17 protein-coding genes are annotated in these 19,379 nt (G+C 67.2%); all 17 read left to right on the top strand.

From position 1 onward, the window contains the following. The coding region (argS, locus tag AB1346_11975) for an arginine--tRNA ligase (GenBank protein MEW6721159.1) at nucleotides 1-1,559 on the top strand (1,559 nt) is incomplete at its 5' end. Then, nucleotides 1,556-2,188, top strand: coding sequence for an SPOR domain-containing protein (locus AB1346_11970; GenBank protein MEW6721158.1), 633 nt, complete (start codon nucleotides 1,556-1,558; stop codon nucleotides 2,186-2,188). The genes argS and AB1346_11970, both read left to right, overlap by 4 nt. 7 nt (nucleotides 2,189-2,195) lie before the next feature. Beyond that, entirely contained in the window at nucleotides 2,196-3,680 is a 1,485-nt protein-coding gene (gene trpE / locus AB1346_11965; protein ID MEW6721157.1) for an anthranilate synthase component I, read from the top strand. Continuing rightward, nucleotides 3,677-5,299: a bifunctional anthranilate synthase component II/anthranilate phosphoribosyltransferase gene (locus AB1346_11960; protein MEW6721156.1), complete on the top strand. Its 1,623-nt coding sequence runs from the start codon at nucleotides 3,677-3,679 to the stop codon at nucleotides 5,297-5,299. Before trpE ends, AB1346_11960 begins: the two co-directional genes overlap by 4 nt. Next, complete coding sequence (locus AB1346_11955) at nucleotides 5,296-6,084, top strand: indole-3-glycerol phosphate synthase TrpC (protein MEW6721155.1); 789 nt, start codon at nucleotides 5,296-5,298, stop codon at nucleotides 6,082-6,084. The genes AB1346_11960 and AB1346_11955 overlap by 4 nt, the downstream gene beginning before the upstream one ends. Nucleotides 6,085-6,115: 31 nt before the next feature. Further along, entirely contained in the window at nucleotides 6,116-7,474 is a 1,359-nt protein-coding gene (locus AB1346_11950; GenBank protein MEW6721154.1) for a TrpB-like pyridoxal phosphate-dependent enzyme, read from the top strand. A 13-nt stretch (nucleotides 7,475-7,487) separates the two neighbouring features. After that, complete coding sequence (locus AB1346_11945) at nucleotides 7,488-8,123, top strand: phosphoribosylanthranilate isomerase (GenBank protein MEW6721153.1); 636 nt, start codon at nucleotides 7,488-7,490, stop codon at nucleotides 8,121-8,123. A gap of 4 nt (nucleotides 8,124-8,127) precedes the next feature. After that, nucleotides 8,128-9,318, top strand: coding sequence for a tryptophan synthase subunit beta (gene trpB, locus AB1346_11940; protein MEW6721152.1), 1,191 nt, complete (start codon nucleotides 8,128-8,130; stop codon nucleotides 9,316-9,318). Next, nucleotides 9,315-10,109 (top strand): tryptophan synthase subunit alpha, encoded by a 795-nt coding sequence (gene trpA, locus AB1346_11935; GenBank protein MEW6721151.1) that lies wholly within the window; start codon nucleotides 9,315-9,317, stop codon nucleotides 10,107-10,109. Before trpB ends, trpA begins: the two co-directional genes overlap by 4 nt. Nucleotides 10,110-10,115: 6 nt before the next feature. Further along, on the top strand, nucleotides 10,116-10,964 hold the full coding sequence (gene accD, locus AB1346_11930; protein ID MEW6721150.1) for an acetyl-CoA carboxylase, carboxyltransferase subunit beta: 849 nt from the start codon (nucleotides 10,116-10,118) through the stop codon (nucleotides 10,962-10,964). Continuing rightward, complete coding sequence (locus AB1346_11925; protein ID MEW6721149.1) at nucleotides 10,961-12,244, top strand: folylpolyglutamate synthase/dihydrofolate synthase family protein; 1,284 nt, start codon at nucleotides 10,961-10,963, stop codon at nucleotides 12,242-12,244. Before accD ends, AB1346_11925 begins: the two co-directional genes overlap by 4 nt. Then, nucleotides 12,241-14,391: an LPS assembly protein LptD gene (lptD, locus tag AB1346_11920; protein ID MEW6721148.1), complete on the top strand. Its 2,151-nt coding sequence runs from the start codon at nucleotides 12,241-12,243 to the stop codon at nucleotides 14,389-14,391. The genes AB1346_11925 and lptD overlap by 4 nt, the downstream gene beginning before the upstream one ends. Nucleotides 14,392-14,413: 22 nt before the next feature. Next, nucleotides 14,414-15,352, top strand: coding sequence for an NAD-dependent epimerase/dehydratase family protein (locus AB1346_11915; protein MEW6721147.1), 939 nt, complete (start codon nucleotides 14,414-14,416; stop codon nucleotides 15,350-15,352). 2 nt (nucleotides 15,353-15,354) lie between these two features. Next, the gene (lepA, locus tag AB1346_11910) at nucleotides 15,355-17,154 is read left to right on the top strand and encodes a translation elongation factor 4 (protein ID MEW6721146.1); all 1,800 of its coding nucleotides are present in this window, start codon (nucleotides 15,355-15,357) and stop codon (nucleotides 17,152-17,154) included. Nucleotides 17,155-17,162: 8 nt separating this feature from the next. Beyond that, on the top strand, nucleotides 17,163-17,843 hold the full coding sequence (gene lepB, locus AB1346_11905) for a signal peptidase I (GenBank protein MEW6721145.1): 681 nt from the start codon (nucleotides 17,163-17,165) through the stop codon (nucleotides 17,841-17,843). Between the two features lie 180 nt (nucleotides 17,844-18,023). Next, nucleotides 18,024-18,584 (top strand): bifunctional pyr operon transcriptional regulator/uracil phosphoribosyltransferase PyrR, encoded by a 561-nt coding sequence (gene pyrR, locus AB1346_11900; GenBank protein ID MEW6721144.1) that lies wholly within the window; start codon nucleotides 18,024-18,026, stop codon nucleotides 18,582-18,584. Between the two features lie 3 nt (nucleotides 18,585-18,587). After that, on the top strand, nucleotides 18,588-19,379 hold a 792-nt coding region (locus tag AB1346_11895; protein MEW6721143.1), incomplete at its 3' end, for an aspartate carbamoyltransferase catalytic subunit.

Genomic DNA, 19,379 nt, shown 5'->3' with positions numbered 1-19,379 from the left:
GCCAGGAGTCCCACGGAGACTTCTCGACCAACGCCGCGATGCAGATCGCGCGGCGCCTCGGGAAAAAGCCCCGCCCGGTCGCCGAGGAGCTCGCCGCCGCCATCCGCGAGGAGGACCGCGAGGGCAGGATCGCCTCGCTCGAGGTCGCGGGCCCCGGGTTCATCAATATCGTCCTGTCGGAGGGAGCCTGGGCGGAGACGCTCTCGATGGCCCTCGAGAAAGGCCCCCGCTTCGGCTCCTCGTCCGTCGGGGCGGGGGAGACGGTCCACATCGAGTTCGTTTCCGCAAATCCCACCGGCCCCCTGCACGTTGGGCACGGACGCGGCGCCGCCGTCGGGGACGCCCTCGCGCGGATCCTCGAGTTCACCGGCCACAAGGTCGTCCGGGAATATTACATCAACGACGTCGGGAACCAGATGGACAACCTCGGGCGCTCGCTGCTGGCGAGGTACCGGACCGAGTGCGGACGCCCCACCGAGCTGCCCGCGGACGGCTACAAGGGCGAGTACATGATCGAGCTGGCGCGGGAGCTCCGGGCCGAGGTCGGCGACCGGTACGCGGAGCTGCCGGAAGCGGAGGCGCTCCCGCTGTTCCGGAAGGAGGCGGGGGAGCGGATCCTCCGCGGCATCCGCGACGACCTCGAATCGTTCCGCGTGCGTTACGACGGCTGGTTCCCCGAAAAGGAGCTGCACGAGAAAGGGGAGGTGGCCGGGGCCATCGAGGAGCTCCGCGGGAGGGGGCTCCTGTACGAATCGGAAGGAGCCACGTTCCTCCGCAGCGGAGAGCTGGGGGACGAGAAGGACCGGGTGCTCGTGCGGGCCGACGGCCGCACCACCTATTTCGCGGCCGACGTCGCCTATCACCGGCACAAGATGCGGCAGGGGTACACCCGGATGATCGACCTCTGGGGCGCCGACCATCACGGCTACGTGGCGAGGCTGCGAGCGGCGCTCCGCGCGCTGGGCGGAGACGTCTCCGCGCTGGAGATCCTTCTTGTCCAGTTCGTCACGCTGATCCGGGACGGAAAGCCGGTGCAGATGTCCACGCGCTCGGGCGAATTCACCACCTTGAGGGAGGTCCTCGACGAGGTGGGGACCGACGCGGCCCGGTTCTTCTACCTGCTGCGCAGCTTCCACACGCACCTCGACTTCGACCTGACGCTCGCGAAGACCCAGGCGCGGACCAATCCCGTCTACTACATCCAGTACGTCCACGCCCGGATCTGCAGCATCTTCCGCGAGGCCGAAGCGCGCGGCGAAGTCTTCTCCGGCCGGCCGCCGCTGTCCATGCTGAAGCTCCCGGAGGAAACGGGGCTCATGAAGGCGGTCGCGCGTTTCCCCGACGTCGTCTCCGAGACCGCGAAAACCCGCGAGCCGCACAGGATCCCGTTCTACCTCCTGGAGGTGGCGGATCTTTTCCACGCCTTCTACCACCAGCACCGTTTCCTGGGGGAGACGCCCGAGCGGACCCATGCCCGCCTGGCGCTCGCGGGAGCGGTGAAGACGGTCGTCGAAACCGGCCTTTCGCTGATCGGCGTGACGGCCCCGGAGCGGATGTGAGGACCTTGCGCCACAAGAGCGGCTTCCGCCGCGGGGATTCCGACAGGAGCTCCCAGGCGTTCTTCCTCATCGGGGCGATGGTGGTGATCGCCGTCGTCTTCTTCCTCGGCTTCCAGGTCGGCCGCGTCGTGGAGAAGGACGCTGGGAAGGAACGCCTTGCCGCGAAGGATGCCGCGCAGAGCCGCCGGGACATCCGCAAGGAGATGTCCGCGTATTCGGAAGAGGCGGTGCGCATCCCGGTCGTCGCGCCGCCCCCTCCGCCCCCTCCGCCGGACGCGGGGAAGGATCTCCGGGAGACCGAGGCGGCCGCCACCTTCCCCGAATCGCTGACGCGGAAGGACTCCGCGCCCGAGCCGCTGGTCAAGCCGAAGCCCCCGGAGACGCCGGGCAAGCCGCGGTTCATGCTCCAGGCGGGAGCGATGAAGAACAAGGATTCCGCGCAGGCGCTCCGGCGCCGGCTCGAGAAGGAGGGGTTCCGGACGAAGATGATCCGGATCGAAGGGAAGGGCGGAGGCCCGGACCTTTACAAGATCCGGATCGGCCCCCACGGGTCGCGCGAGGAAGCCGTGAAGGCGATGAAGGAGATCCAGTCCGCCTTCAAGATCGACGTATTCCTTCTGAAGGATTGAGACGAAGATGATCCGTCCGGACAAGAACCGTTTCCTCGAACAGGCCCCGGAGGGCGGCATGGTCCCGGTGTGGAGCGAGTTCCACGCGGACCTCGAGACCCCGGTTTCCGCCTACCTGAAGATCGCCGGGCGCTTTCCCTCGGACCACTTCCTCCTCGAGAGCGTGGAGGGGGGGGAGAAGTGGGCACGGTATTCCTTCATCGGGTTCGATCCCCATCTCCGCTTCCGCGCCGGACCGGAGGGGATCACGGTGCAGCGGGGGGAAGATACCCGCACCGTTCCCGCGGACGGCGACCCGCTGGACGCGCTGTCGGCCCACCTCCGGGAGATCCGTTATCGTCCCGCCCAGGGACTCCCGAGGCTGTCGTGCGGCGCCGTCGGCTTCATCGGGTACGATTACGTCCGGTACCTCGAGAAGGTGGGAGGGGGGCGCCCATTAAGCGCCGCCCCGGACGCCATGTTCCTCTTTCCGTCCCGACTGGTGATCTTCGACAACGTCCGGCACACCATCCTCATCGTCGCGCACGCCGACCTCCGGAACGGCGTCGACCCCTCGTCCGCCTACGATACCGCCGTGGAGGCCATCGGAGAGGTGCGGGAGATTTTGCGCGTACCGCTGGTCTGGTCCGACATCCCGGAAGCCGGGACGGAGGAAGCGCGCTTCGAGATGTCCCCCGAAGGGTTCATGGACGCGGTGCGGAAGGGGAAGGAATACATCCGGAACGGGGACATCATCCAGGCGGTCCTTTCCAACCGCGCGACGGTCCGGACGAAGCGGACCCCCGCGGAGGTGTACCGCGTCCTGCGGGCCCTCAACCCTTCGCCGTACATGTACCTCCTGAACATGGGGGAGCTGGCGGTCGTCGGCTCCTCCCCGGAAGTGCTCGTCCGGCTCGAAGGGGACCATATCCAGCTCCGCCCGATCGCCGGCACGCGCCCGCGCGGCGCCGACCCCGATGAGGACCGCCGCCTCGAGGCGGAGCTCCTGTCCGACCCCAAGGAGATCGCGGAGCACGTGATGCTGGTCGACCTCGGCAGGAACGACGTCGGGCGGGTCGCCGAGTGGGGAACGGTGAAGGCGGACGAGCTGATGGTCGTTGAAAGGTATTCCCATGTGATGCACATCGTGTCGAACATCGTCGGGAAGCTCCGCAAGGGGCTTTCGGCGTTCGACGTGCTGAAGGCGGCGTTCCCGGCGGGCACGGTTTCGGGCGCGCCCAAGGTCCGCGCCATGGAGATCATCTCCGAGCTCGAGCCGTTCCGGCGGGGGATCTACGCCGGGGCGGTGGGATATTTCGATCCGCAGGGGAACATGGATTTCTGCATCGCCATCCGCACCATCGTCCTGCGGGACGGCGAGGCGATGATCCAGGCGGGGGCGGGGATCGTCGCCGACTCCGACCCCTGGCGGGAATGGGAGGAGGTCCTGAACAAGGCCCGGATCCTGTTCCGGGCGGCAGGCGCCTCCGTGGGGAAGGAGGAGACGGCGTGATCGCGGTCATCGACAATTACGACTCCTTCACCTACAACATCGTGCAGTACCTGTGCGAGCTGGGAGCGGATGTATCCGTGTTCCGGAACGACGCGATCTCGGTGGACGAGCTGGCGCGGAAAGGCCCGGCGGGGCTGGTGATCTCCCCGGGGCCCGGCGGCCCGGACGATGCCGGGATCTCCCTCGAAGCGATCCGCGCCTTCCAGGACCGCGTGCCGATTCTCGGTGTCTGCCTCGGCCACCAGTGCATCGGGCAGGCCTTCGGCGGCCGGATCGTCCACGCGCAGTCGTTGATGCACGGGAAGACCTCCCGGATCCGGCACAACGGGAAGGGGATCTTCTCCATGGTGGAGAATCCCATGGTCGCGGTCCGTTACCACTCCCTCGCCGTGGAGCGGTCCACGATCCCTCCGGAGCTGGAGGTATGCGCGGAATCGGAGGACGGCGAGGTGATGGGGCTTCGCCACCTCGAGAAGCCCGTGTTCGGGGTCCAGTTCCACCCCGAGTCCATCCTGACCCAGTCGGGAATGCGGATCGTCGAGAACTTCCTGTCGCTGATCGACCCGTCCCAGCCGGTGCTGCGGGAGTACGGGAACATCCGGGAGGCGATCGGCGCGGTCTCCGCCCGGAAGAACATGTCCGCCGACGGAATGCGGGACGCGATGCGGATGATCATGGGAGGGGAGGCGACGCCCGCGCAGGTCGCGTCGTTCCTTTCCTGTCTCGCCATGAAGGGGGAGACGATCACCGAGATCGCCGCGGCATCGGAGGTGATGCGGCAGAAGGCGGCGCGCATCGTTCCGCCGCCGGGACGCGATGTCCTGGACACCTGCGGCACGGGAGGGGACCGGCAGGGGACGTTCAATATCTCCACCACCGTGGCGTTCGTCGCGGCGGGAGCGGGGGTACTCGTCGCCAAGCACGGGAACCGGTCCGTCACGAGCCGGTCCGGCAGCGCCGACGTCCTCGAGGCGCTGGGGATGGACCTCAACGCCGGGCCGGACAGGGTCCAGAGGGCGCTCGACGAGGCGGGAATCACATTCATGTTCGCCCCCATGTTCCACGCGGCGATGAAATACGCCATCGGGCCGCGGCGCGAGATCGCCATCCGGACGATCTTCAACATCCTCGGCCCCATCAGCAATCCGGCGGGCGCCCGCCGCCAGGTCGTCGGCGTGTACAGCGAGGAGCTCGGGGAGACCTACGCCCGCGTCCTCGCGGAGCTGGGGCACAAGCGGGCCTTCGTCGTCCACGGGACGGACGGGCTGGACGAGGTCTCTCTCTCCGCGCCTTCCAACGTCTGGGACGTGCAGGACGGGAAGGTGAAGCGCTTCCTCTTCGACCCGCGGTCCGCGGGGTTTGAATACGCGCCGCCGGCCGCGATCAAGGGGGGGGATGCGCAGACCAACGCCGCCATCTTGACCTCCATCCTGGCTGGAACGCCCGGCCCGGCCCGCCAGGCGGTCCTTCTGAACGCAGCGTTCGCGGCGGTCGCCGGAGGGATGGCGGAGGACGTCCGGGAAGGCGTCCGCGTCGCGACCCGCTCGATCGACTCGGGAGCGGCTAAAGAGAAGCTGGATGCGTTCCTGGCGGTCCTCGGCCGCCGGGGGGGCCGTTGACGCGCCCCATGAGCGACCACCTTTCGCGGATCCTCGAAGGGGTCCGGGAGGATCTCGCCCACAGGAAGGCCCGCCGCTCCATGGACGAGCTCCGGCGGATGGAAGAGATCCGCGGACCGGCGAAGGAGCTGCTGTCGACGATCCCGCGCGTCCCCTGCGTCATCGCGGAGATCAAGCGGGCCTCTCCGTCGCGCGGATGGATCCGCCGCGACCTGGACGCGGTGGAGACCGCGAGGGCATACATCCAGGGCGGCGCGTGGGCGGTCTCCGTCCTGACGGAGGAGCGGTGCTTCGGCGGGTCGCTGACCGACCTGGCCGTCGTCCGGCACGAGTTCCCCGGCGCGGTCCTCCTGCGGAAGGATTTCCTCCTGGACGAGTACATGCTGGCCGAGTCCCGAGCGTTCGGCGCGGACCTGGTCCTGCTCATGGTCTCGGTCCTGGGGGAACGGACGGGCGAAATGGTGTCGCTCGCGGCGAAGCACCGTCTCGAGCCGCTCGTCGAGGTGCGCGACGGGAAAGAGATGGCGATCGCCGCGGGGAGCGGCGCGCGGCTGATCGGGATCAATAACCGGGACCTCGACACCCTCGCCGTCGACATGTCCACGGCGGAGCGATTGCTTCCGCTCGTCCCGGAAGGCGCGGTCGCGGTCGTGGAGAGCGGGATCTCGGATCCGGCGCAGGTCGAGCGATACCATCGGATGGGCGCCCGGCTCTTCCTGGTGGGGGAGTCGCTCGCTACGAGCGCCGACCCGGCTGACACGATCCGGCGATATGTGGGAAAATAGCCCGGAATAACGGAGAAAAGGAGTCGCGACGATGGAAGTGAAGTTCCTGCTGAAGGAATCCGAGATCCCGAAAGTCTGGTACAACGTCATGGCGGACATGCCGCATGCTCCGGCGGCCGTCCTCCATCCGGGGACCGGCAAGCCCGTGGGACCGGACGACCTCTCCCCCCTGTTCCCGATGCCGCTGATCGAGCAGGAGGTCTCCCCGCAGCGGGAGATCCCCATCCCCGAGGAAATCCGGAGGATCTACGCGCTCTGGCGGCCCACCCCGATGGCCCGCGCGCTGCGGCTCGAGGAGGCGATCGGGACGAAGTCGCGCATCTATTACAAATACGAGGGCGTGAGCCCCGCCGGGAGCCACAAGCCGAACACCGCCATCCCGCAGGCGTACTACAACAAGATGGTCGGGCGCAAGCGGATCGCCACGGAGACCGGGGCCGGACAGTGGGGCTCGGCCATGGCGCTCGGAGGATCGTTCTTCGGCCTCGAGGTGAAGGTGTACATGGTGAGCGTCAGCTACAACCAGAAGCCGTACCGGAGGATGTACATGGAGGCGTACGGCGCCTCGGTCGTCCCCTCCCCGAGCCGCGACACCAACGCGGGCAGGACGATCCTCCAGCAGGATCCCAAATCGCCCGGGTCTCTGGGCATCGCGATCAGCGAGGCGGTCGAGGACGCCGCGACGCGCGAGGACACCAGCTACGCTCTCGGCTCGGTGCTGAACCACGTCTGCCTCCACCAGACGGTCATCGGACAGGAGGCGAAGGAGCAGATGAAGATGGCGGGGGACTACCCCGACATCGTCATCGGATGCTGCGGCGGGGGGAGCAACCTCGCGGGCATCGGGTTCCCCTTTTTACGGGACAAGATCGACGGGGCGCGGAACCCGCGGATCATCGCCGTCGAGCCCGCCTCATGCCCGACGCTCACCAAGGGGGTCTACGCCTACGATTTCGGAGACACGGCGAAGCTGACCCCGCTGATCAAGATGTACACGCTGGGGCACGACTACGTCCCGCCGGGCATCCACGCGGGAGGGCTGCGCTACCACGGGGATTCGGCGCTGGTCAGCCAGCTCTACCACGAGAAGCTGATGGAGGCGCAGGCGTACGGGCAGCTTTCCTGCTTCAAGAGCGCCCTGGTCTTCGCGAAGTCGGAGGGGATCCTTCCCGCGCCGGAGTCGTCCCACGCGATCCACGCGGCCATCGTCGAGGCGAAGCGCGCGGACGAGGAGGGGAAGCAGAAGACCATCCTGTTCAATCTCAGCGGGCACGGATATTTCGACCTGGCGGCGTACGACGACTACCTGAACGACCGGCTGGAGGATCACGAGCATCCCACGGAAATGGTCGAGGAGGCGCTGAAGCGGCTCCCGAAGGTGGAGGTCTGAGCGGCCGGACGCGATGTTCCGGATCAAGATCTGCGGCCTGACGTCCGCGGAGGACGCGGAGCGCGCCGTGTCGTGCGGCGCGGACGCCGTGGGGCTGAACTTCTTCCGGGGGTCCCCCCGGTTCGTCGGGGAGGAAGCCGCCCGCAGAATCGTCGAGGCCGTCGGCTCCCGCGCCGAGGTGGTGGCGGTCTTCGTCGACGAGGATCCCGGAGAGATCGCGGCCGTCTGCGGCCGCCTGGGGATCCGCCGGGTCCAGCTCCACGGGAGGGAGCCGGCCGAAGCCTCCGGTCGGATCCGCCTGTGGCGGATGAAGGCGGTGCACGCCGCGCTCCCGGTGGAGATCGATGCGCTCCGGTCGTACCCGTGCGAAGCGTTCCTCCTGGACGCAGGCGGGCCGGGGGAGTACGGCGGGACCGGGAAGCGGCTGCCGTGGCGCGAGCTGCCTTCCCGGTTCGGCACGTTGGGAAAGCCCTGGATTCTTGCGGGAGGGTTGACCCCGGAAAACGTCGAGCGAGCGATCGTGGAGGCGGCCCCCTTCGGGGTCGATACGGCTTCCGGGGTGGAATCGTCCCCGGGGAGGAAGGATCCGGACAAGATGGCGGCGTTCGTCGAAAACGCGAAGAAGGGATTCCTCCGTGCCGGCGGGTAGGAGGGTGCGGCTGCCGGACCGGCTGGGGCATTTCGGCCCGTTCGGCGGGAGGTACGTCGCCGAGACGCTGATGTCCGCCCTGATCGCGCTGGAAAAGGCTTACACGTCGGCGTCCGGCGACCGCGCTTTCGCGGAGGAGCTCGGCTCGCTGCTGCGGGATTACGCGGGCAGGCCCACCCCGTTGTATTTCGCGCGGAGGCTCACGGAAAAGGCCGGGGGGGCGCGGATCTACATCAAGCGGGAAGACCTGGCGCATACAGGATCGCACAAGATCAACAACACCCTGGGGCAGGGGCTGCTGGCGAGCCGCATGGGGAAGCGCAGGATCATCGCGGAGACCGGCGCGGGGCAGCACGGGGTGGCGACTGCCACCGTGTGCGCGAAGATGGGGGTCCCGTGCGAGGTTTACATGGGCGAGGACGACGTGAAGCGCCAGGCGCTCAACGTCTTCCGGATGCGTCTCCTCGGCGCCCGGGTCCGCCCGGTGGCCTCGGGGAGCCGGACGCTGAAGGACGCCATGAACGAGGCGCTCCGCGACTGGGTCACCAACGTTCGCACCACATACTACCTGATCGGCTCCACCGCGGGGCCGCACCCGTATCCCGCGATGGTAAGGGACTTCCAGTCCGTCATCGGGCGGGAGGCGATCCGGCAGTTCCGGGAAGCGGAGGGTAGGCTCCCGTCGGCGGTCGTGGCGTGCGTGGGGGGCGGCAGCAACGCGATGGGGATCTTCCACGCGTTCATCCCCCACGGGAAAGTCCGGCTGGTCGGAGTCGAGGCGGGAGGGCTGGGGCTGGCGTCCGGGAAGCACGGCGCGACGCTCGCCCGCGGCAAGGTCGGGGTGCTGCACGGGAGCAAATCGTACGTCCTGCAGGACGGGGACGGACAGATCCTCGAGGCCCACTCGATCTCCGCGGGGCTCGACTACCCCGGCGTCGGCCCGGAGCATGCGTGGCTGAAGGATTCGGGGAGAGCCCGGTACGAGACCGTCACCGACGCGCAGGCGCTGGAGGGGTTCGACCTCCTTTCGCGCCTCGAGGGGATCCAGCCGGCGCTCGAATCCTCGCACGCCGTCGCCTGCGGGTACGCCCTCGCGAAACGGATGCGGCGTTCGGAGACGGTGCTGATCAACCTGTCCGGCCGCGGGGACAAGGACATGGGGATCCTGATGGAGCGGATGGGAGGGGAAGCGTGAACGCGATCGACGCCGCGTTCCTCCGCCTGCGGAAGGCGGGGGAGAAGGGGCTGGTCGTGTACCTCACCGCCGGGGACCCGACCCCGGCGGCCTCGCTTTCCTGTTTCCGCGCCGCGGCAGACGCGGGTGCGGACATCCTCGAGGTCGGCGTCCCCTTCTCGGACCCGACGGCGGACGGCCCGACGATCGAGGCCGCTTCGCGCAGGGCGCTGGCCGGCGGCATGAACGTACAGCGGGCGCTCGATCTCGTCCGCCGGTTCCGGAAGACTCACGACACGCCGGTCGTCCTGTTCGGATACTACAACCCGTTTTTCCGGTACGGGCAGAAGGCGCTCTGGCGGGACGCGCGCTCCGCGGGCGTGGACGGTTTCCTTATCGTCGATCTCCCGTACGAGGAAGCGGTCGGGGCCGTGTCGGAGATGCGCGTAGAAGGGCTCGCCTGGATTCCGCTCGCCGCGCCCACGAGCGGAATCGACCGGATCCGCGCTTTCGACCGCGCCGGCTCCGGATTCCTGTACCTCATCTCCGTCACGGGAGTGACGGGGGCAAGGGAGACGCTGCCGCCCGGGATGCTTTCGTGGACCCGGGAGGTGAAGTCCGCCGTCGGGCTGCCGCTGGCCGTGGGGTTCGGGATCTCCGGCCCGGAGATGGCGCGCGAGGCCTCGCGCCACGCAGACGCGGCGGTCGTGGGGAGCGCCTGCGTGAAGATCGTGGAACGGTACGGAAGCTCGCCCCGGGGACCCGCCGAGCTTTCCCGGTTCGTGCGGTCCCTCAAATCCGCACTGAGGTAGCGATCGATGCCGATACGACTGTTCCGGAAAAGGGAAGAACCCGAAAAGCGGATCAAGGTTCCCGAGGGGATGTGGATCAAGTGCGACGCCTGCCTCGAGATCATCTACAAGCCCGAGGTGGAGCGGAGCCTGAACGTCTGCCCCAAGTGCACCTACCATTTCCGGATCCCCGCGACGGAGCGGATCCGCTCCGTCGTCGACGAAGGGACCTTCCGCGAGTTCGCCGAGGACATGGAGTCCGTCGACCCGCTGAACTTCACCGACACCAAGAAGTACGTCGACCGGCTGAAGGAGGCCCGGAAGAAGACCGGACGCAAGGAAGCCGCCATCGTCGGGAAGGGGAAGATCAACGGGATCGACGTCGTGATCGCAGTCCTCGACTTCGAGTTCCAGGGAGGGTCGATGGGGAGCGTCGTCGGGGAGAAGGTCGCCCTGGCGGCGGAGACCGCCGCGGAGGACGGCGTCCCGCTGGTGGCCTTCAGCGCCTCCGGCGGAGCGAGGATGCAGGAGGGGATCCTCTCCCTGATGCAGATGGCCAAGACCAGCGCCGCGCTCGGGCGGCTGTCGGACGCCCGCCTCCCGTATATCAGCGTCCTCACCGATCCGACGACCGGAGGGGTGGCGGCCAGCTTCGCGATGCTGGGCGACGTCATCATCTCCGAGCCGGGCGCGCTGGTGGGCTTCGCGGGGCCGAGGGTCATCGAGCAGACGATCAATCAGAAGCTGCCGCCGGGGTTCCAGCGGGCGGAGTTCCTCCTCGAGCACGGGATGATCGACATGATCGTCGAGCGGAACCGGCTCAAGCCCACACTGACCCAGCTCCTGAAGTACCTGTCCGCGCCCGGGGATCGATGATCCGGCCCGCGGGGCCGACCGGCCCGGAAACCGTCCGCCCGGGCCTCTCCCGCATCCTCCTGGCCCTCGAGCGTTCCGGCCATCCGGAAGAGGGCTTCCGGACCCTGCACATCGCCGGGACGAACGGGAAGGGGTCGACCGCGGCGCTGGCGGAGGCGGTGCTCCGGCCCATAGCCGGGGGCCCCGTCGGGCTCTACACGTCCCCGCACCTGGTTTCCCCCGAAGAAAGGATCCGCGTCGACGGGAAGAAGATCCCGGCGGCGGTCCTGGAGAAAGGTTTCCGCGCCGCGGAGTCCCTCGGCGACGCAGCGGATCCGCTGACCTACTTCGAGAAGATGACCTGGGCCGCCTGCGACTGGTTCCGGCGCCGGAAGGCCTCCGTCGTCGTGATGGAGACGGGGCTGGGAGGACGATGGGACGCGACCTCCGCCTGCCGGCCCGCCGTGTCCGTGATCACGAACGTCGGGTACGACCACCGGGAATGGCTCGGGAACACCCTCGCCCGGATCGCGGCCGAGAAGGCGGGGATCCTGAAGGAAGGCGTGCCGCTGGTGATCGGGCGCCTCCGGCCTTCCGCAAGGGCGGTCGTCCGGAGGCGGGCGGGGGAGCTGCGGTGCCCCGCCTGGGAGCTGGGCCGGGACTTCGAATGGAGGGAGGAACGGGCAGGCGCCGTGGAGGTCTCGCTGCCGGGGATCCGGATCGGCGGCCTGCGCCTGGCCATGCGCGGTCGCCACCAGAAGGAGAACGCCGCGGTCGCGCTGGCGGCCACCTGGAGATGGGCCGGCGACCGGGGGGTCCCGGCGGACGCCTGGGCGAGGGCGGCGGCCCGCGCGCTTGCGTCCGTGCGCGTCCCGGGGCGGCTCGCGAAGCTCCCCTGCCGGAGAAACGCGCGCTGCTGGGTCGACGGAGGGCACAATCCCGACGCGGCGCGCGCGGTGGCCCGCGAGATCTCCGTTTCCCCGCCCTGGAGGTACGCGGAGCGCGTCGTGGCGCTGTGGAGCATGCTGAAGGACAAGGATATGTCCGGCTATCTCCGCGAGCTTTCGCCGTGCATCGACGGGGCGGTGACGTATCCCCTCCCGCACGAACGGGGCGCGGATGCCGCCTCCCTCGAGCGGGCCTGCCGGAGGAGGAAGATCCCCTGCAGGACGGCCGCCGACTTTTCCGGGGCATGGGTGGTGGCGCGCCGGTGGGCGGGGCCTCGCGGTGTGGTCCTCGTCTGCGGGTCGCTGATGACTGCGGGCGAGGCTTATCGACGCAGGGTCGGATCCGTCCCGTGAGAAAGCCGATTCCGTTCCTCCTTGCGGCGGCGGCCCTCCTCGGGCTGGCCGGAACGGCCGCCTTCGCCCAGGTCGAATTCCCTCCGAAAGGATTGTTCCCGCAGTTCCGCGCGGGAGAGCTCCTGCTGAACGCCCCGGTCCGAATCGACGCCGACAAGCTGACCTACGACGAGGACGAAGGGATCGCTCTGGCCGAGGGAAACGTGGAGATCACCCTCGGACCGCGGACGATGCGGGCCGACCGGATCCGGTACGACTCAAGGACGGGAGAGGCGGAACTGGCGGGGAAGGTCCATTACACGGACGCCGACGAGGAGTTCGCCTTCGACCGGATCGTCATCAACCTCAACACGGAGACGGGGGTCCTGTACAACGGAAGCATCCTCGTCCGGACGAACAATTACAGGATCTCCGGCCGGAAGATCGAGAAGACGGGCAAGGAGTCCTTTACCCTGGAAAAGGGTTCCCTGACGACCTGCCCCTGCGACCCGGTTCCGGACTGGAATTTCGAGATCCGGCGGGCGAGCGTGGTCCTCGACGGATATGCCCGCGCGAAGGACATCACCCTTCGCGTTCGCGGGACCCCGGTCCTCTGGCTGCCGTACGGAATCTTCCCGGTCAAGCTGACGAGGCAAAGCGGGTTCCTGCTGCCGAGCTTCTCCAGCTCCAGTTCCAACGGCGTCACATTCTCCCTACCGTATTATTGGGCGATCAACCGCTGGAGCGATGCGACGCTGACCGTCGACGCGATGACCAGGCGCGGCATCCGTCCCGAGGCGGAATACCGGTTCGTACCCAACCGGGATTCGGACGGCGCGATCCATGGAACGTTCTTCCGCGATACGAAGGTCGACGAGGAGCGGTGGCGCGTCTTCGGGGAGAACCGGTTCCATGCGGGCGACTGGACGCTCAACGGGCAGGTGGAGATCCCCTCGGACAACCAGTATTACGTGGATTTCGACGTCCCCGACACGCTGCGGTCGGCGCGCCACGCCAGGTCCACCGGGTTCGTCGGGCACGCGGGGCCGAACTCCTCCCGGCAACTTTCCGTCGCCTGGATGGAGGAGATGGAGCGGCCGTCGGGGGACAACACGGTGCAGAGGCTGCCGGAATTTTCCGCGACCCTCCTTCCTTACCGGACGCCGGCCGGGGGCGCGGATGGCTCGGGGGAGGTCTCCGCGACCTATTTCTACCGGGAGGCGGGGGACAAGTTGTTTCGGGGGCGGGGAACGGTGAACCTGGCCAGGACGTTCGTCCTGTACCGGTCGGTTTCCCTGACGCCTTACGCCCTGGTGAATTTCCAGGCCGTCCGCTTCGAGGAGCCCCAGGGCGGAAGGGATGAGGCCGGCCGCGCCATCCCGGCGGCAGGGGTGACGCTGGCGGCGGAGGCGCAGAGGGGATACCTCCACGACGGGGAAGGGATCGTCCACGTGGTGGGATCGAATTTCGGGTTCCGCTACGTTCCCCGCTACGGGCAGGACGGCATCCCGATCGTCGACCGGTGGTCCCGGCTCGCTCCCCAGAACCAGTTCGTGTTCACCGTCGTCCAGCGGTTCGTGGGACTCAAGGAGACCGCCGCGCCCCGGGAGATCGCCTCCCTCCTGATCGAGTGGGCGTACGACGTCGGGGGGAGGGATCCCGCGCTCTCTCCCTACGTGGATCCGCTCTCGCCCTACGTCCGCGTCCTGAGAGACCAGATCGACATCGGCGCGAACCGGCAGACCGGAACGGGCTCCGCCTCCGACGTGTACGGGCGGCTGATCGCGAGCCCCCGCGACCGGTGGAGCCTCGAGGGGGAGGCGCTCTTCGACCCGGAGGACGGCAGGTTCACGCTGGGGGCGATCGGAGGGGAATGGAAGGTGGACGACGACAACCGGATCGGCGCGGGATACCGCGTGACCCGGGGGCTGGCGGAGGACGTGCGGGGCCGGTTCGCGTGGAAGCCGCTGCGGTACCTTCGCCTGGAGGCCCGGATGAACTATTCCCTCCGGAACTCCGGGTTGACGGACGGCTCCGCGGGATTCACGCTGACGCCGCGGAGCGACTGCTGGAGCGTCGGCTTCGTCGTGCAGCGGAAAACGCAGCCCGACGACACGAGCTACAGTCTCGTCTTCGGCCTGAAGGGGATCGGTTCAATCGGAAACTAAAATACGGTTGGAGGGCGCCGCGATGCGGGTCATGGTCACGGGAGGGGCGGGATTCATCGGTTCTCATGTCGCGCAGGCATACGTCGACGCGGGGAACGAGGTGCTGGTGCTTGACGACCTCTCTTCGGGAAAAAAGGAAAACGTTCCCGGGGGGGCGAAGTTCGTCTTCGGGGGGATCGATTCCGACACCGCCGTCGAGGCGGTCCGGACCTTCCGGCCGGAGGTCGTGAACCACCACGCCGCGCAGATCAATGTGAGGAAATCGGTCGAGGATCCCGTCTTCGACGCCCGCGTGAACATCTTGGGCTCGCTGAACCTGCTGGAGGCGGCGCGGAAATACGGCGTCCGAAAGGTGGTCTTCGCCTCTTCCGGAGGGGCCGGCTACGGGGAGCAGGAGTATTTCCCGGCGGACGAGAAGCATCCGCTGCGTCCGGTGTCTCCGTATGGAGTCGCGAAGGTCGCCGTGGAGAACTACCTGCACTACTACAAGGTCCAGTACGGCCTGGAATACACGGCGCTGCGGTACGCGAACGTCTACGGGCCGCGGCAGGATCCTCACGGCGAGGCGGGGGTCGTGGCGATCTTCTGCACGCGCCTGCTGAAAGGGCAGACGGCCGTCATCAACGGCGACGGCGAGCAGACCCGGGACTACGTATACGTCGGGGACGTGGTCCGTGCGAACCTCGAGGCGCTGACGCGGGGCGACGGCCTGGGAATCAACATCGGGACTGCGCTGGAGACCGACGTCAACGTCCTCTTCCGGAAGCTTCGGGATCTGGCGGGAAGCGCGCAGGACGAGATCCACGGCCCGGGGATGCCGGGCGAGCAGCGTCGCTCCGTCATCGACAACCGGTTGGCCTTCGACGAACTGGGATGGTATCCTAATGTGTTGCTGGACGACGGACTCGCGCTGACGATGGCCTTCTTCAGGGACAGGTTGAAATCCACAAGCAGCCGGTGAACATGCGCCTGGAAAATATTCGAAATTTCTCCATTATCGCCCATATCGACCATGGGAAGTCCACCTTGGCCGACCGGCTGATGGAGATCACGGGGACGCTCTCGGGCCGGGAGAAGGTCGAGCAGTTCCTCGACAAGATGGACCTGGAGCGGGAGCGCGGGATTACGATCAAGGCGCAGACCGTCCGGATGCGGTACACGGCGTCCGACGGGAAGGAGTACATGCTCAACCTGATCGACACCCCCGGACACGTGGACTTCTCCTACGAGGTGTCCCGCAGCCTGTGCGCGTGCGAAGGGGCCATTCTCGTGGTCGACGCATCCCAAGGCGTCGAGGCCCAGACGCTGGCGAACGTTTACCTGGCGCTCGATCAGGACCTGGAGGTGCTGCCGATCCTCAACAAGATCGATCTCCCCAACGCGGAGCCCGACCGGGTGAAGCGCGAGATCGAGGACGTCATCGGCCTCGACACCGCGGGGATGCTCGCCGTCAGCGCGAAGACGGGGGAGGGCGTCCCCGACCTTCTGGAGAAGCTCGTCTCCCAGTTCCCCCCGCCGAAGGGCGACCCGGCGGCTCCCACGAAGGCGCTGATCATCGATTCCTGGTTCGACAACTACGTCGGGGTGGTCGTGCTGGCGCGGCTGTTCGACGGGGAGATCCGCCCCGGGCAGAAGATCTCCTTCATGGCCACCGGGCGGGCCTTCGAGGTGCAGAAGGTCGGCGTCTTCTCGCCCCATTCGCAGGAGGTGCCCCGCCTGGCCGCGGGGGAGGTCGGGTTCGTCGTCGCGAACATCAAGGACCTCAACGAGACCAAGGTGGGCGACACGATCACCGACGCGCGCAATCCGGCCGCCGTCCCGCTGCCCGGCTTCAAGGTGGTTCATCCGATGGTGTTCGCGGGGATCTACCCGCTGGCCACCGACCAGTATCCGCAGCTCCGGACGGCCATCGAGAAGCTGCGCCTCAACGACGCCTCCTTCACCGCGGAGCCGGAAAGCTCCGTGGCGCTGGGATTCGGCTTCCGGTGCGGCTTTCTCGGGCTGCTGCACATGGAGATCATCCAGGAGCGGCTCGAGCGGGAGTACGGGCTGGAGCTGATCACCACGGCGCCCACCGTCGGTTACCGCGCCGTGAAGAAGGACGGCGTCGTCGAAGAGGTCGACAGCCCCGCGCGGCTGCCGGAGCCGCTGGAGTTGGAGCACATCGAGGAGCCGATGATCATGGCGACGATCCACCTGCCGGCGGAGTATCTCGGCGCCGTCCTCAAGCTTTGCGAGGAGCGCCGCGGGATCCAGCGGCAGATGAAGTTCGCCTCCACGAACCGGGTCATCCTCGAATACGAGCTTCCGCTGAACGAGATCGTCCTCGATTTTTACGACCAGCTCAAAACCGCCTCCCGCGGGTACGCCTCGATGGACTACGAGTTCCACCGTTTCATGGAATCGGATCTGGTCAAGCTCGACATCCTGATCAACAACGATCCCGTGGACGCCCTGTCGCTGATCGTGCACCGGGAGAACGCCTACCCCAAGGGGCGGGAAGTGTGCGAGCGGCTCCGGAAGCTGATCCCCCGGCAGATGTTCGAGGTGGTCATCCAGGCGGCCATCGGGTCCAAGGTCATCGCGCGCGAATCGGTCAAGGCGCTGCGCAAGAACGTCCTGGCGAAGTGCTACGGTGGCGACATCACCCGCAAGCGGAAGCTCCTGGAGAAGCAAAAGGAAGGCAAGAAGCGGATGAAGCAGGTGGGGTCCGTCGAGATCCCCCAGGAGGCCTTCCTTTCCATCCTGAAGGTAAAGGAGTAAAAGGAAACATGCGTAGCGACACGGGGATACCGGAATACGCAGCGACGGGACCGAAGAAGGGGAAGTTCCGCGAATACCTGGAGGCGTTCGGGATCGCCCTGGTGATCGCCCTGGTCGTGCGCACGCTGTTCCTGCAGGCCTTCAAGATCCCCTCCAGCTCGATGGAGAACACGCTGCTGGTGGGAGACCATATCTTCGTGAACAAGTTCATCTACGGCTACCACATCCCCTTCACCAAGGGGCGTGTCCTCCAGTTCGGCTCGCCGAAGCGCGGGGACATCATCGTGTTCGTGTTCCCGGAGGATCCGTCCAAGGATTTCATCAAGCGGGTCATCGCCGTCCCCGGCGACGTCGTGGAGGTGCGCAACAAGGTCGTGATCCTGAACGGGGAGCCGCTCCGGGAGGAATACGCGCGGTTCGTGGAAGGCGCCGAGCCCGGTTCCCTGGTGTATTCCCGCGACGACATGCCGCCCGTCAAGGTTCCCGCGGGGAAATATTTCGTGATGGGAGACAACCGGGACCGGTCGTACGACTCACGGTTCTGGGGATTCGTCGACACGGAGGCGGTGATCGGGAAGGCGATGTTCATCTACTTCTCGATCGACTGGGACAAGGATGTGCGGTGGATGGAGGTCTGGCGCTGGCCCGGGATGATCCGCTGGGAGCGGATCGGGGACGGGCTGAAGTAGCAGCCGCCCGTTGACGCGAAGGAAGAAACGGGGTAGTATTCACGGAACCTTTTAAGCTAATCCCGTGAGGTTAGCAAAGGATGAGTGCGAGGAATCCGACCACCGTGCCTCTCCATCCAAAGGGGGAGGCATTTTTTTTGCCCTGAAATCGCGATGTTGCCCCGGGAAAGGCGGTAACGCATGAGAAAGGCCGGCGAGAAGGTCATCCTGGACGCGAAGGGGGTCGACCGCGTCCTTACGCGGCTGACCCACGAGATCCTCGAAAAGAACAAGGGGGCGTCCGACATCGTGCTGGTGGGGGTCGCCCAGGGCGGCGTGCCGCTGTCGCAGGCGATCCAGCGAAACATCAGGACGATCGAGGGCATCGAAGTTCCGGCGGGATTCGTCGACATCACCCTGTACCGGGACGACCTGGGGAAGGCGGGGTACCAGGCGCGCCTCAAGCGGACGGAGATCCCGTTTTCCATCGACGACAAGCGGGTGATCCTGGTGGACGACGTCCTCTATACCGGCCGGTCGATCCGCGCCGCCATGGACGCCCTGGTGGATCTCGGCCGGCCGAAGAACATCCAGCTCGCGGTGCTCATCGACCGGGGGCACCGGGAGCTTCCGATCCGCGCCGATTATGTGGGAAGGAACGTGCCCACTTCCCGGACCGAGCAGGTGCGGGTCCGGGTCGAAGGGAAACCCGAAGAGTGGAAAGTGGTCCTCAACGAAGGCGCTCCGGAGAAGGGGGAGTAGCGCATGGAATGGAGACGGAAGCACGTCCTGGGGCTTTCCGACTTCCGGCCGGAAGAGATCGGCTTCGTCATCGACACCGCCCGTTCCATGGAGGACGTCCTCTCCCGCGACATCAAGAAGGTCCCGGCGCTGCGAGGCAAGACCGTCGTCAACCTGTTCTTCGAGGCGAGCACGCGGACCCGCACCTCCTTCGAGATCGCCGGGAAGCGGCTGTCGGCCGACGTGGTGAACTTCAGCTCCTCCACGTCGAGCGTGAGCAAGGGGGAGACGCTGCTCGACACGGCCCGGAACATCGAGGCGATGAAGCCCGGCATCCTGGTCATCCGGCATGCGGTCTCCGGGGCCGCGCACTTCCTTTCGCGCCATATGTCCTGTTCCATCATCAACGCCGGCGACGGCTCGAACGAGCATCCGTCGCAGGGGCTGCTCGACCTGTACACGATCCTCAAGGCCAAGGGGAAGGTGGAGGGGCTGAAGGTCGCCATCGTGGGGGACATCCTCCACAGCCGGGTCGCGCGGTCGAACCTCCATTGCCTCGGAAAGATGGGGGCGCGGCTGTGGCTCTGCGGGCCGGCGACGCTGCTTCCCCGGGAAATGGGAAGGACGGGCGCCGTCGTGACGAACGACATCCGGGAGGCGGTGAAGGACGCGGACGTCGTCATGATGTTGAGGATCCAGCTTGAGAGACAGAAAAGCGCGTATTTCCCGTCACTAAGGGAGTACTCACGAAAGTATGGCTTGAACAGGGAGGTCTTCGCGCTCGCCAAGGAGGACGCGGTCATCATGCACCCGGGG

The sequence above is a fragment of the Thermodesulfobacteriota bacterium genome, from assembly GCA_040758155.1.
Classification (GTDB): Bacteria; Desulfobacterota; Deferrimicrobia; order Deferrimicrobiales; family Deferrimicrobiaceae; genus UBA2219.
The sequence above is the reverse complement of the archived record's forward strand: the minus strand, read 5'-3'. Positions and strand labels throughout refer to the sequence as shown.

Excerpts from the sequence above, each read along its gene's own strand:
- trpE (MEW6721157.1), top strand. The coding sequence starts at position 2,196 with ATGATCCGTCCGGACAAGAACCGTTTCCTCGAACAGGCCCCGGAGGGC.
- pyrR (MEW6721144.1), top strand. The coding sequence starts at position 18,024 with ATGAGAAAGGCCGGCGAGAAGGTCATCCTGGACGCGAAGGGGGTCGAC.
- accD (MEW6721150.1), top strand. The coding sequence starts at position 10,116 with ATGCCGATACGACTGTTCCGGAAAAGGGAAGAACCCGAAAAGCGGATC.
- lepB (MEW6721145.1), top strand. The coding sequence starts at position 17,163 with ATGCGTAGCGACACGGGGATACCGGAATACGCAGCGACGGGACCGAAG.
- AB1346_11945 (MEW6721153.1), top strand. The coding sequence starts at position 7,488 with ATGTTCCGGATCAAGATCTGCGGCCTGACGTCCGCGGAGGACGCGGAG.
- AB1346_11925 (MEW6721149.1), top strand. The coding sequence starts at position 10,961 with ATGATCCGGCCCGCGGGGCCGACCGGCCCGGAAACCGTCCGCCCGGGC.
- AB1346_11950 (MEW6721154.1), top strand. The coding sequence starts at position 6,116 with ATGGAAGTGAAGTTCCTGCTGAAGGAATCCGAGATCCCGAAAGTCTGG.
- lepA (MEW6721146.1), top strand. The coding sequence starts at position 15,355 with ATGCGCCTGGAAAATATTCGAAATTTCTCCATTATCGCCCATATCGAC.
- AB1346_11915 (MEW6721147.1), top strand. The coding sequence starts at position 14,414 with ATGCGGGTCATGGTCACGGGAGGGGCGGGATTCATCGGTTCTCATGTC.